This is a genomic window from Bacillus sp. FJAT-49711 (genome assembly GCF_018343715.1).
Lineage (GTDB): Bacteria > Bacillota > Bacilli > Bacillales > Bacillaceae_C > Lederbergia.
Map to the genome: position 1 here is coordinate 629,749 of NZ_JAGYPL010000002.1, position 12,762 is coordinate 642,510.

15 protein-coding genes are annotated in these 12,762 nt (G+C 36.6%); 13 read left to right on the forward strand and 2 right to left on the reverse strand.

Annotation, left to right across the window (positions count from 1 at the left end):
* The first annotated feature begins 48 nt into the window (after window positions 1-48).
* A complete protein-coding gene (locus KHA96_RS10675) occupies window positions 49-1,017 on the forward strand; it encodes an L-threonine 3-dehydrogenase (protein ID WP_213129278.1) in 969 nt (322 codons plus the stop codon).
* 47 nt (window positions 1,018-1,064) lie between these two features.
* On the opposite strand, the gene KHA96_RS10680 is transcribed toward KHA96_RS10675, so the two are convergent.
* Both KHA96_RS10680 and KHA96_RS10685 read right to left on the reverse strand, forming a co-directional pair.
* Entirely contained in the window at window positions 1,065-1,820 is a 756-nt protein-coding gene (locus KHA96_RS10680) for a hypothetical protein (protein WP_213129279.1), read from the reverse strand.
* A gap of 78 nt (window positions 1,821-1,898) precedes the next feature.
* Window positions 1,899-2,873, reverse strand: coding sequence for a methyltransferase (locus KHA96_RS10685; protein ID WP_213129280.1), 975 nt, complete (start codon window positions 2,871-2,873; stop codon window positions 1,899-1,901).
* A gap of 204 nt (window positions 2,874-3,077) precedes the next feature.
* Here KHA96_RS10685 and recQ point away from each other — a divergent pair, with 204 nt between their 5' ends.
* The 12 genes from recQ (at window position 3,078) to mraY (ending at window position 12,703) form a co-directional block, all read left to right on the forward strand.
* Window positions 3,078-5,216, forward strand: a complete 2,139-nt coding sequence (gene recQ / locus KHA96_RS10690; RefSeq protein ID WP_213129281.1) for a DNA helicase RecQ — start codon at window positions 3,078-3,080, stop codon at window positions 5,214-5,216.
* 1 nt (window position 5,217) lies between these two features.
* Window positions 5,218-5,802, forward strand: coding sequence for a histidine phosphatase family protein (locus KHA96_RS10695; RefSeq protein WP_213129915.1), 585 nt, complete (start codon window positions 5,218-5,220; stop codon window positions 5,800-5,802).
* A 165-nt stretch (window positions 5,803-5,967) separates the two neighbouring features.
* Window positions 5,968-6,675, forward strand: a complete 708-nt coding sequence (locus tag KHA96_RS10700) for a class I SAM-dependent methyltransferase (protein WP_213129282.1) — start codon at window positions 5,968-5,970, stop codon at window positions 6,673-6,675.
* Window positions 6,676-6,705: 30 nt separating this feature from the next.
* The gene (locus KHA96_RS10705; protein WP_213129283.1) at window positions 6,706-7,251 is read left to right on the forward strand and encodes a ribonuclease FAU-1 family protein; all 546 of its coding nucleotides are present in this window, start codon (window positions 6,706-6,708) and stop codon (window positions 7,249-7,251) included.
* A gap of 96 nt (window positions 7,252-7,347) precedes the next feature.
* Window positions 7,348-7,845, forward strand: coding sequence for an NUDIX domain-containing protein (locus KHA96_RS10710; protein ID WP_213129284.1), 498 nt, complete (start codon window positions 7,348-7,350; stop codon window positions 7,843-7,845).
* 20 nt (window positions 7,846-7,865) lie between these two features.
* Window positions 7,866-8,339 (forward strand): HIT family protein, encoded by a 474-nt coding sequence (locus KHA96_RS10715; protein WP_213129285.1) that lies wholly within the window; start codon window positions 7,866-7,868, stop codon window positions 8,337-8,339.
* A gap of 80 nt (window positions 8,340-8,419) precedes the next feature.
* Window positions 8,420-8,890: an NUDIX domain-containing protein gene (locus KHA96_RS10720; RefSeq protein WP_213129286.1), complete on the forward strand. Its 471-nt coding sequence runs from the start codon at window positions 8,420-8,422 to the stop codon at window positions 8,888-8,890.
* A 79-nt stretch (window positions 8,891-8,969) separates the two neighbouring features.
* Window positions 8,970-9,734: a GNAT family N-acetyltransferase gene (locus KHA96_RS10725; protein ID WP_213129287.1), complete on the forward strand. Its 765-nt coding sequence runs from the start codon at window positions 8,970-8,972 to the stop codon at window positions 9,732-9,734.
* Window positions 9,731-10,432, forward strand: a complete 702-nt coding sequence (locus KHA96_RS10730) for an SAM-dependent methyltransferase (RefSeq protein WP_213129288.1) — start codon at window positions 9,731-9,733, stop codon at window positions 10,430-10,432. Before KHA96_RS10725 ends, KHA96_RS10730 begins: the two co-directional genes overlap by 4 nt.
* A 121-nt stretch (window positions 10,433-10,553) precedes the next feature.
* On the forward strand, window positions 10,554-10,886 hold the full coding sequence (locus tag KHA96_RS10735) for an HIT domain-containing protein (RefSeq protein ID WP_213129289.1): 333 nt from the start codon (window positions 10,554-10,556) through the stop codon (window positions 10,884-10,886).
* A gap of 167 nt (window positions 10,887-11,053) precedes the next feature.
* Window positions 11,054-11,521, forward strand: a complete 468-nt coding sequence (locus KHA96_RS10740) for an NUDIX hydrolase (protein WP_213129290.1) — start codon at window positions 11,054-11,056, stop codon at window positions 11,519-11,521.
* Between the two features lie 225 nt (window positions 11,522-11,746).
* On the forward strand, window positions 11,747-12,703 hold the full coding sequence (gene mraY, locus KHA96_RS10745) for a phospho-N-acetylmuramoyl-pentapeptide-transferase (protein ID WP_213129291.1): 957 nt from the start codon (window positions 11,747-11,749) through the stop codon (window positions 12,701-12,703).
* The last annotated feature ends 59 nt before the right edge of the window (window positions 12,704-12,762 follow it).

The window sequence follows — 12,762 nt, forward strand, 5'->3', positions numbered from 1 at the left end:
TCGAATGATAAGGCACTTTTCTAATAACTAACATCTGGAGGAAGCCCTATGAAAAAGATAATGGTTACGGGAGCACTCGGTCAGATTGGAACGGAATTAGTTATAAAACTTCGTAGTTTATATGGAGAGGAACATGTAGTGGCTACGGATATTTGTATCGATGAATCTGTTGCTGCAACATCGGGCCCTTTTGAAATTTTAGATGTGACAGACGGTAAAAGGATGTTGGAATTAGCTAAAAAATACCGGGTAGACACGATTATGCATTTGGCTGCAATGTTATCAGCTGTTGCAGAAGCAAAACCATTGGTTGCTTGGAATGTAAATATGGGTGGGCTCGTAAATGCTCTTGAAACATCAAGAGAATTAGGCCTGCAATTGTTTACCCCAAGTTCGATTGGAGCATTCGGGCCTTCCACTCCGAAAGACCGCACCCCACAAGTGACGATCGAGCGTCCTACAACGATGTACGGTGTGAATAAAGTTTCTGGGGAACTTTTATGTGATTACTATTTTGCGAAGTTCGGAGTGGATACGAGAGGGGTGCGTTTTCCTGGATTAATTTCATACGTGGCGCCACCAGGCGGGGGAACAACTGACTACGCTGTTGAAATTTACTATGATGCTGTAGAAAAGGGCAGATACACTTCTTTTATCGATAAAGGAACATACATGGATATGATGTATATGCCAGATGCGTTACAAGCGATTGTTCAGTTAATGGAAGCGGACCCTGCCAGTTTGAAGTATCGCAACGCATATAATATTACGGCGATGAGCATAGAACCAGAAGAAATTGCAGGAGCCATCCGAGATTATCTACCCAACTTTAAGTTAGAATACTCTGTTGATCCTGTTCGGCAAGCCATTGCCGAAAGCTGGCCAAATTCAATCGATGATACCGCAGCCAGGGAGGATTGGGGATTTAAAACTAGTTTTGATTTAAAAAAGATGACAGCAGATATGTTGAAAAAAATTGAACGGAAAATAGAGAGAAAAGGTAAGATGGCTCAGTAGCAATAAAAAAATCCATCCTGGAAAGATCAAGGATGGATTTATCTTTTCTATAAATCTTCTAATTTCCAATCAACTGAAAAACTACCTTTTAAGTCATCTCCCGTTATGACGATCCTATAAATCCCAGACTTTTCAGCTTTGAATTTTATTTGTTTTTCAGTCGATTCATACATTGGAATCAATTTTCCTTTTTCATTAAGTATGTGCTGACCGTGTCCACCTCCATTTTCATTGTTTATTGTTATAGTAGCTGCGACGGTTTGCCCTTCACTTGCTTTAATTGGTATTTGTTGCTCTCCGTTAAACAGGGAAAAGCTTGCGAAGTACGATGTATCCTTCTTTGTTTCTAACCATTGCTCCTTTTCGGTAAAATCAATACTCATGATGGTTAAAAATAATATCGGCATCGCAAAGGCAAATATATATTTGAATACAGACGTTTTGCTCGCAATACTTGATCCAAAATAAAAAAGAAGAGCTGCCAAAGCACCAATCGCTCCAGCAATAATCGTAAAGAAATTAAATCCAAAAACAAAAAAGATCGAAAATCCAGCCACTAAGTAAAGAATTACTTTTCTAGAATGGCCAATATTTGGGACTTTATTAATAATGAGATCTATCGCAATTGAACATATACATCCATACCCAAAAAACGCAGCCCAATAAAGAGGACTCGATAGATCCTTGGAAAATTGATACATATCAAACTTGGATGCATCTAGCATAATGAATAAATTAAAAATAGAAAATGAAAATCCTGCACCGGCTAATTTGATGAACAGATAAGAGAGTATGTTTTTCATAATATTAACACCTTTAAAAGTAATTCTTTTCCTTTAATAATAAATGAGTATGGCTTCTGATTCCATACACATTACATCCTAAATTAGTTGACACTCGACCAAAAAGCCCCCATGCGGCTGGGCAGCGGATACCTTCAAGCCAACTTCACGTGCCATTTCTCGGAATTCGGCCAATGTAATCGGCTTGCTGCCTAGCAGTACCATTTCGATACTTAATTGATGCTGTTCTTCATCAGGCGTTACGCCGCCCATAATAACAATTCGGCCAGTAGGACGAGCAGCTTCGGCACAACGTTGTAAGAGTTCCTTTTTCTGTTGATCTGGCCAATTCCCAAGCACTTTTTTTAATATGTATATATCAGCGCCTGCAGGCAGGGGATCAAAGAAACTTTGCCCAACCATTGTAACACGGTCGATTACACCTGCAGCTTTAAAAACTTCAGCTGACCTGGAAACCGTCCCAGGTAGATCAACTAAAGTACCGTGGATGTGAGATCTGGCACGAAGGATTTCAGCAAGCATCGCTCCAGTACCACCACCTACATCGACAACGGTTTGAACTGCATTCCAGTCACCTGTAATAGGGAAATATGGATCAGGAACACCATGCCCGGCTATACCCATAAGGTCATCGAAGCTCTTTCCGATATCTGGGTTAGCCGCAAGATCCTCCCAAAATGGAAGTCCAAATTGTTCATGGTATCCCGAATCGCCCGTTCTAACGTATGTAGGAAGAGTGCCCCACGCATAAGCCATCCTCCCGAAGATACCATTTAGGTTAGGACTAAACCCGGGTTCGAGCAATCCCATAGAAACATCATTGAGTTCAAATCTACCAGGCTCTGTTTCTAAAAATACCCCTTTATTGACAAGATGCCTCAGCACATTTTGCAGGGCATAGGCATTGCTGCCACTAACTTCTGCAAGTTCATCAATATGATTGATTCCTGCAGAAATATGATTCGCAATCCGGAGAGTGCCAATAGTATGTATACACCATGGAGTGCAAAGATCGCTTAATTGTTCAAGCTTTTCAAAATTAATTTCGGACATAAAACTTCCCCCAATTTCATAGATAAGTTGTCTTTATAGTATATGAAAACGCTTTATTCATCAATGAATCTTTTAAAACCTTCTTTATCAAATGATAAACGTATATTTCTATCCATATAAAGTGTTCATACCGAAAAGTTAGAGGATATATTCACCTATTGAATTTGTTATAATGGAATTATCTCTTAATTGGAGGTTCTTTCTTTGTTAAATAAAGCAAAAAAATTACTACAATCTTATTTTGGATATGATCATTTTCGTGTAGGCCAGGAAGATATTATACAAAAAGTAACGGAAGGAAAGGATACCCTTGCCATAATGCCAACGGGGGGTGGAAAATCACTTTGTTATCAAATTCCGGCGATGCTATTTCCAGGAATAACGATTGTGATTTCGCCACTTATTTCTTTAATGAAAGATCAAGTGGATGCATTGGAAAAAACAGGAATACCTTCAACATATATTAATAGCACTCTTCCTGGCGATGAAATTAGTGAGCGGCTTAATGGGATTTATAACGGAAATTATAAGCTTGTCTACATAGCCCCGGAACGATTGGAAGTACCTTCTTTTTTACGACTTCTGAAAGAAATTCATATATCCTTCCTAGCCATCGATGAGGCACATTGTATTTCCCAATGGGGGCATGATTTTCGCCCGAGTTATATGCAAATCAAAAATTTAATCAATCAAATTCAACCTAAACCAGTTATATTGGCACTTACTGCTACAGCAACACCACAAGTACAAAACGATATTTGCGATTTGCTTCATATAAAAGATGAAAATACCGTCATGACAGGATTTGGACGAGAAAATTTGCATTTCCAAGTTGTCAAAGGTGAGGACAGGGATCGTTTTTTACTCAATTATATAGAAAAAAATAGTAGCCAAGCGGGAATCATCTATGCAGCCACTAGAAAAGAAGTGGATCGTATTCATCTTTTACTAGAAAGAAAAGGATTGGCTGCTGGAAAGTATCATGCTGGAATGTCAGAGGCAGAACGCAATAATCAGCAGGAACGATTTTTATTTGATGATATTACAATAATGGTAGCGACTAATGCTTTTGGGATGGGAATAAATAAATCGAATGTGCGATTCGTTATTCATTATCAAATCCCGCGTAATATGGAATCCTATTATCAGGAAGCTGGAAGAGCAGGAAGGGATGGAGAAGAAAGTGCCTGCATTTTGTTATTTGCACCTCAAGATGCACAAATCCAATCCTTTTTAATTGAACAATCTGAGATGGACGAAGGTCGGAAAGAACACGAATACGCAAAGCTTAGAAAAATGGTTGCGTACGGACACACGGAATCTTGCTTACAGCAATATATTTTGCATTATTTTGGGGAAGAAAATCCTCCTGAATGCGGGAAATGTGGGAATTGTACCGATTCTCGCGAACAAGTCGAAGTCACTGTCGATGCACAAAAAGTACTATCTTGCATAAGGAGAATGAATGAGCGCTTCGGAAAAACGATGATCGCTAAAGTACTTACAGGGTCCACAGATAAAAAAATCAAAAGTTTCCGGTTTGATCAGTTGACCACATTCGGAATTATGAAGGAAAGATCTCAAAAAGAGGTCAGCGAATTTATTGATTTTTTAACAGCTGAAGGCTATTTGCAGCCAACAGATGGTCAATACCCTGTATTAATGTTGACGGAAAGTGCAGGGAATGTGTTGCGTGGAAAAGAACCTGTTCTACGTAAAGAAAATGTACGAATTGCTAAAATTGTAGCAGACAATGACCTTTTCGAACTTTTAAGGGAATTGAGAAGAGAGTTTGCTGAAAAAGAAAAAGTGCCTCCATACGTTATTTTCTCTGATGCGACGTTAAGAGAAATGAGCGCCGCGTTGCCGCAGAATGAAGACGAGCTACTAGAAATAAAAGGAATAGGGGAAAGAAAGCTCGAAGCATATGGTGCCGATTTCCTGACAGTCATAAACAACTATTGTGAGGAAAAGGATGTTAAACGAAAACCAATTGTCACAGTGAGAGTGGAAAGAAAACCTGTTTCCAAGAGTACGAAAGAATCTAGTCATCTTGCAACATTTCAACTGCTGCAGGAAGGAATGGGGATTGAGGAGATCGCTAAGGAACGGGACCTTTCTGAAAGAACGGTAGAATCCCATATAATTAAATGTGATGAAGAAGGTCATTCCGTGGATTGGGATCAATTTATTCCTAATCAATTTGAAGAACTAATTGAAAATGCCGTGGAAGAAGCCGATTCTACAAGGCTAACTCCTATTAAAGAATTGCTTCCGGACGAAGTGAGCTTTTTCATGATTCGCGCGTTTTTACAAAAAAGAAAAGTGAAAGGGGAAGTTTAACATAACGACCATTTGTTTAATTCGCCATGGAGAAACAGATTGGAACGCATTAGGGAAACTTCAAGGAAGAACTGATATTCCTTTAAACTCTACTGGCATCCAGCAGGCTGAGGAATGTAGGGACTTTTTAAAAAGCGATTCTTGGGATGCCATTATTACGAGTCCCTTGCAGCGCGCAAAGCGTACTGCTGAAATAATTAATGAAGGTTTGCAAGTTGAACTAGTTGAAATGGAAGAATTTGTTGAGCGCTCCTTTGGGGATGCGGAAGGATTGACGCGGAAGGAGATTGAATCGATTTATCCGAATAAGAATGTTCCAAATCAAGAAGACAGATCTGCACTGAACGAGCGGGTAATAGAAGGCATAGAAAAGATCAACCGAAAGTATGGCAATAAAAAAGTTCTTCTTGTCGCACATGGAGGTGTCATAAACGCCATTTTATCGATCTTATCGGACGGAGAAATTGGATCGGGTAAAACGAGGTTAATCAATGCTTGTATAAGCAATATTAATTTTCAGGATGAGAAATGGTTAATTAGTGACTATAATCAAATAAACCATCTGACGAAATATAAAAAGTTTTAAATAATAAGTTAAACAGCCTATATGAAAGAGTAGCAGCATACTCGTTTGTATAGGCTGTTTTGTTTTGGGCAAGGAAGGTATTTTCGTCGCATCAACCGAAATATAGAAACAGGGTATTAATGTTTTATGAATAATTGCAAGATATCAAAAAAGAGGGGTTTTGTCTTGAACAGAATTGATCATATACGAAAAGAAGAAAAAGAATATCATGACTATTGCTACGATAATTATAAATTATTTGAGGAAGGATCGTGGTTGCACAAACCTGTTCAGACAGTCATGGAAACAATTCCTTTATTGGGAGAAAGAAACAAGCTTAATGTTCTGGATTTAGGAGCGGGAGTTGGAAGAAATAGCATTGCTATCGCCAAGTTGCTAAAAGATAGAGAGTGCAAGATTGTTTGCGTCGATTTGTTAGAAAGTGCTTTGAAAAAATTAAATCAATATAGTGAAGAATATGGTGTTCAGGATATAATTCAAAGCGTACAAGCGGATATAGGGAACTATGTAATCCCGCCCAACAGTCTGGATTTAATTGTGGCTGTTTCAAGTTTGGAACATGTTGAATCTGAAGCTGTTTTCGAAAAAGTTCTTTCTCAAATGGCAGAAGGAACAAAGAATAATGGGATAAATTGTATTATCGTAAATTCAGAAATACAGGAACTTGACTTGGAAACGAATGACCGTTTAGATGCTCTAATGGAAATAAACATATCGACTGAAGACATGATGAAAAAATTAAATAAAGTATATATAGGTTGGGAAGCAATAAAAGCTCTTGTGAAACCATTGGAATATACAATAATGCGCGGCCAGCGTTCAATTCTTTTAACAACGAATGCGATCACATATGTTGTAAAGAAAGTTAAATGAGTACTGACATATATGGGGGGGGGGAGAAAATTGCTTAAACGGAAATATGGTGATCGTTCGGAATGGAAACGAGTGCTTAAAAGGCAATATAGTCAAACCTTTCTTGATACAAAGGAGTTTAAAGGGTATGTTACCCTTTTGAAAGTTCATAAGGTTAGAGAGCCATTATTTGTTAAATACGTTGAAAAAACGGTTTGTATCGTGGACGACGGGTACATTTGGCTTCAGCACTTTCCTGCGGAAGAACACTATTCTTTAACGACGATGTTTGATTCAGAAGGGAAAGTCGTTCAATGGTATGTTGATATTTGCTTAGAATGTGGGCTTGAAAATAATGTCCCATGGATGGACGATTTATTTCTAGATATTATTATATTGCCAACAGGGGAAGTTATTGAAAAAGATGCCGATGAACTAGATGAGGCATTGTCGAAAGGAATGATTGACGAATCTCAATACAAGATTGCGTGGAAAGAGGCAAATAGATTATTGAAGTTGATAGATAATAATGACTTTGATTTGATAAAGCTTTCCAAGCCCCATAAAGATATGTTGCTTAATAGAAAAAATGAATAAGTATTAATCAAAAATATATGATAGATTGCAAGGTTTTTCTTATGATTTAGTATTCGTTTTATTGCTAGAAGCTGCTGATACAAAGGGGGATTTATCTTGAACTCATTACGTGTGATGACGACAGCTTATTTATTTTGCGGAGACTCAGTACTTCTAATGGAACGATCTTCACAAAAAAGCTTTATTCCAGGTGTGTGGTCTGGTATTGGGGGACATGTAGAGTCAAACGAGCACGGAGATTTAATGTCTGCATGTTTGAGGGAAATAGAAGAGGAGACAGGGTTGCTCTTAAATAATTTAGACTCAATAAGCTTGAAATATATCGTATTAAGACAAAGCAAAAGTGAATTGCGCCAACAATTTATTTACTTTGGAAATGCAAATACAAAGCAAATAAGCACTTCGGATGAGGGGACATTACACTGGATTCCTTGCGACCAAATCTTTAGTTGTAAGATGACAGATAGCAACCGTTTGATGTTAGAACACTTTTTTAACAACAAAAAAACCGACGAGGTGTTTGTAGGTGCTATGTACGGAGAGGAATCGCAGCCACATATTCATTGGACCCTGGTGTCTGATTGGGAAAAATAACAGGGGAGTTGATTTGATAAATGAAAATATATTCACATAAGCCAGAGGGGTATGAATGTCCATTTTGTCGAATTGTTTCAGGTATTGAAAGACCGAATCAAGGTACAAAACAAAGAGATATTATTTTTCATAATGAATACGCAACCGCCTTCATAGCGAGTAAATGGTGGCCAAACAACAAGGGACATGTGTTAGTTATCCCCAACCAACATTTTGAGAACATCTATGAGCTTCCTGCGGAATATGCAGCTGAAATTCATAAAGCTGCTCAATTAGTAGCCTTTGCGATGAAAGATACATATAAGTGTGATGAAATTTCAACACGACAACATAATGAACCAGCAGGGAATCAAGATGTGTGGCATTATCACCTTCACGTTTATCCAAGATATGAAAATGATAACCTCTACATGACAAAAGGTCAGCAATCAGATCCAAATGAACGTCCTTTTTATGGTGAAAAATTGCGTTCATGGATAAGGGAGAATGGATAGAATATGCTTACTTGTTTATTATCGCAAATATGGAACTAATATGGGACGAGGCAATAGGAAAATCTTAAGGATGTGGTCCAATGAATTATCACATGAGGGTTAGAGCATGTGCATTAATTATTGAAAATAATAATATTCTTTTGGTGGAATTCTATGATGAAAAAGGGCTCCATTATAATTTGCCAGCAGGAGGAGTCGAGCCAAACGAATCCATTATTGAAGCTGTGCGAAGAGAAGCGATGGAGGAAGCATCAGTAGATGTGGAGGTCGGTCCATTAGCGTTTGTGTATGAATATGCTCCGCATCTAAACTCTCACAAATACGGATATACTCACTCGTTGAGCCTAATATTTGAATGTGAAGTGAAAGATGGCTCCACTCCGAAAATGCCTAAAAATCCTGATGAAAATCAAATAAATGTAAAATGGATTCCACTATCAGAATTAAAAAATATTAAATTATATCCAAATATCGAAAACCACATAATAGACTACTTACAAACCAAAAGAAATATAGAATTAATTGAAGAGCACACATTGAAAGAATATTAAAAAACACCTGCACTTATTACATAAGTAAAACCACTTTTCTTACGCTAATTCATATTTAGAATACTTGGAGTTGGAAACTATGGACTTGTTAACGAACAAAAAAATGATCGAAGAACTATCCCTAAATCATTGGCAGCCATTATCAACATTGCTTTATGACGGATGGATATTAAGGTTTGCAAAAGGTTATACGAAACGTGCCAATTCAATCAATCCCATTTATTCCTCAACTTTAGATTTGAACCGAAAAATTAAAGAATGTGAGAACATCTATGCGAGGAATGATTTGCGGCCTACCTTTAAAATCACTCCCTTTGTTAATCCCGCGAATCTAGATGGTATTTTACAAGAACAAGGTTATTTTTTGATTGATTACACAAGTGTTCAAACAGTGGATTTAAATGAGATCAAGGAGCCAATCTTAAATTCCGTAAAACTAGATGAAAATATTGATCTTAATTGGATAGAGGACTTTTGCAGACTGAATCATATTGAGGAGAAAAATAAGAATACGATGATTCAAATGCTATCTAATATTTCAACTAGGAAATGTATTATCTCCTTATACCATGAGGATCAGGTTGTAGCCTGTGGTCTTGGCGTTATTGAAAGGGAATATATTGGCCTCTACGATATTGTGACACATATGAACTACAGGAATCACGGATATGGCGAACAGTTAATATTAAATTTATTAAAATGGGGAAAAGAAAATGGTGCAAAGTATAGTTACCTTGCAGTTCTTTTAAATAACAAACCCGCCTTAAGATTGTATTCGAAAATTGGTTTTTCGGAAATTTATCAATACTGGTATAGGGTTAAAGAAAAGGGTGAGTTTAGTTGAGTAGAGTTGAACAGAGTACAAAGTTAGATATTGAGAGAATTGTTTTCATTGGAAGGACTTTTGAAGAGTATTTAAAAATGTTTTCTTTATCAGTAGAATCATTGAAGGGTAAAAGAATACTCGATTGTCCAGCAGGTGCATGTTCTTTTACGGCAGTTGGCAATAAATTGGGATTAGACATATCAGCTTGTGATATTGCTTATTATCATTCTAGTGATGACCTGAAAAGTAAAGGTCTTAAAGACATTGAACATGCGATGGAGCATATAGAAAAAGCGAAGGGTAATTATATTTGGGATGTTTTCAAAGATGTAGAAGATCTAAGGAAGCATCGTCTGAATGCTTTAGAACATTGTACGAAGGATATGGAGGAAGCAAGTGAACGATATGTAGCTGTTACTTTACCTTCGCTACCGTTTAAGGATGAAGAATTTAATCTTCTTCTTTCCGCTCACTTTTTGTTTATGTATGCTGACCGTTTAGATTATGAATTTCATATAGAAACTCTTAAAGAATTATTGAGAGTAACAAAAGAGGAAATCCGTATTTTTCCATTAGTAGATTTGGAAGGAAAACGCTATGAGCATTTAGATAAAGTAGTAAGATTTCTTATCGATAATGGATATGATGTAGAAGAAATTAATGTACTATATGAATTTCAAGCAAATGCTAATTCAATGTTAAAAATAATTAAATGAAAGTGGGCAAGGTTCAAACCTTGTCCCTTTAATTGGGTTCCCTTATGGTTTTAAAATAGGCAGGATAGTGTAAGGAGAGAATAGAATAAGTTATAGAGTCCAGAGAAAATAAGGAGGACAAATGATGACTGAAGACTTTTATTGTGATGAAGTATTAAGTGGAAAGACAGAGGTGAATAAGGTTCTGGAGACGGAAAATGTATTAGCCTATCATCATACAAAGCCTTTCTATCCCGTGCATATTGTCGCTATACCTAAGAAACACATCCCTTCCTTGATCACATTAGAGGAAACAGATAATGAACTATTGATTGAATTAATGGAGGTAATTAAAAAAGTGGCGACAAAGGTAACAGAAGAAAACGGGGCTTGTAGAGTAATCACAAACCTAGGCAAATATCAAGAATCTAAACACCTCCATTGGCATATAGTCTTTGGGAAACCTTTGAAATAGAAAAGTCTTCTATATAGCGGCTCTATAAAGGAAAAAGATTTATAAAAATGCTTTTAGCCGATCTATGTCAAAGGATTATTTAATAGGATGCTAGGGAGATTGGAAATATAATTGTTCCTTTCTGCATACAGAGTAATGAAGAAATGCTTAACATAAAAGGAGATAGTATGGATTACGTTAAATTCTTAAGGTCAATGGTAGGTAAAGAGAAAGTAATTATGGTTGTTGCAGGAGCTTTTATTTTTAATGAAAAAAATCATATATTGCTGCAGCAACGCTCTGATAACGAGAAATGGGGTCTTCCTGGAGGATTTATGGAATTAGGGGAAACTGTTCAAGATACAGCAAGAAGAGAAGTGCTTGAGGAAACAGGTTTACATCTCGGGAAGCTTGAGTTATTTGGTATTTACTCTGGTCCGGAATTCGATAAAACCTTTTCTAATGGTGACCAAGTTTCAATGGTTCAAGTTATGTTCTCATGTAATGATTTTTCTGGTGAGTTATTAAAGCAAAATGAGGAATCGTTAAAGATTATGTTTTTTCCGATTAATGAATTACCTTCTGATCTGTTTCCAGACCATATGATATTTTTTAATGATGTCTTATCAGAAAAAGAAAGACCTATAATTGGATAAATAACATGAACTAAACCTTTACACAATACATATCTACTAGTGAAATGTCTAAAGCCCAAATTGTAAATACATAAGTAACAATCCTTAAAAATGTTGAATATAAATAGAATTGTGCTCTTTTTAAATTGTCCCGAGACAACTTGGATAAATAATCTGTTTACAAAGCATTCGATCTTATCGAAAAAAAACGACGAATAAGTTTAATAGAAAAGGAGTAACTGAATAGTGAGTGATCAAATAATCCCGGCAATTGTTTCGTTCGTAATTGTCGCAGCATTATCCCCATTATTAATTATTGTTTTACGAAACTTTGGACTTATTCAACCTATACGTAAAGAATTGCCTTCGGACCATCAGTTAAAAAAAGGCACACCATTGATGTTTGGAATCATTCTTTTTGTTGGAATCATCGTGGCAACTTTGTATTCCCCTACGCCATTAATGTTTTTCTTATCAATTACATACATTTTATTTAGTTTTGTCGGTTTTTTAGATGATTTTTGGAAAGCTTCCCGCCAAGACCCAGGAGGAGTATCTGGCAAGACAAAACTTATTTTTCAATTTTCTTTTACTGGGATTTTACTATTTTACGTAGTCAACAAACTTGGAATAGACACTAACATTCATATATACAAAAACATTTCCGTGGACCTTCCGATTATCTTTTATGTTATGGTCATCACTTTATTTGTCGTTGGTTCGGCAAATGCCATTAATTTTACGGATGGATTGGATGGCCTCTTAGGAGTTGTAGCCATTCCCACCTATTTTTTCTTTTTTATGATTTCAGAAAGGGCAGAGGTACAACTTTTTAGTTTAATCATGATCGGATGTTTGCTTGGATTTCTCATTTATAATATATATCCAGCGAAAGCTTTCATGGGTGATACTGGATCATTGGCTATAGGCGGATCACTTTCGTTTCTTGCTATTCTTGAGAAAGTTGAAATTTTAATACCTATATTATTTTTTATATATTTCGCAGAACAGCTGTCGGTCATATTACAAGTATCGTCGTTTAAGCTTACGAGGAAAAGAATTTTCAGAATGACACCGATTCATTACCATTTTTCTTTAAAATACGGTTGGACGGAAAATACGATTGTAGCAGTTTTTGGATTTGTGTCATGGTCCTGTACTCTCACGTGTTTAGCTTATTGGAAATACTTTCTATATCTATAAAAGGTGCTATCGTCATCCCAACACATATTAAAGGCAGCCAAGCAATAAACAATATAAGA

Excerpts from the sequence above, each read along its gene's own strand:
- KHA96_RS10675 (WP_213129278.1), top strand. The coding sequence starts at position 49 with ATGAAAAAGATAATGGTTACGGGAGCACTCGGTCAGATTGGAACGGAA.
- KHA96_RS10680 (WP_213129279.1), bottom strand. The coding sequence starts at position 1,820 with ATGAAAAACATACTCTCTTATCTGTTCATCAAATTAGCCGGTGCAGGA.
- KHA96_RS10685 (WP_213129280.1), bottom strand. The coding sequence starts at position 2,873 with ATGTCCGAAATTAATTTTGAAAAGCTTGAACAATTAAGCGATCTTTGC.
- KHA96_RS10715 (WP_213129285.1), top strand. The coding sequence starts at position 7,866 with ATGAAAATATATTCACATAAGCCAGAGGGGTATGAATGTCCATTTTGT.
- KHA96_RS10720 (WP_213129286.1), top strand. The coding sequence starts at position 8,420 with ATGAATTATCACATGAGGGTTAGAGCATGTGCATTAATTATTGAAAAT.
- KHA96_RS10725 (WP_213129287.1), top strand. The coding sequence starts at position 8,970 with ATGGACTTGTTAACGAACAAAAAAATGATCGAAGAACTATCCCTAAAT.
- KHA96_RS10735 (WP_213129289.1), top strand. The coding sequence starts at position 10,554 with ATGATGACTGAAGACTTTTATTGTGATGAAGTATTAAGTGGAAAGACA.
- KHA96_RS10740 (WP_213129290.1), top strand. The coding sequence starts at position 11,054 with ATGGATTACGTTAAATTCTTAAGGTCAATGGTAGGTAAAGAGAAAGTA.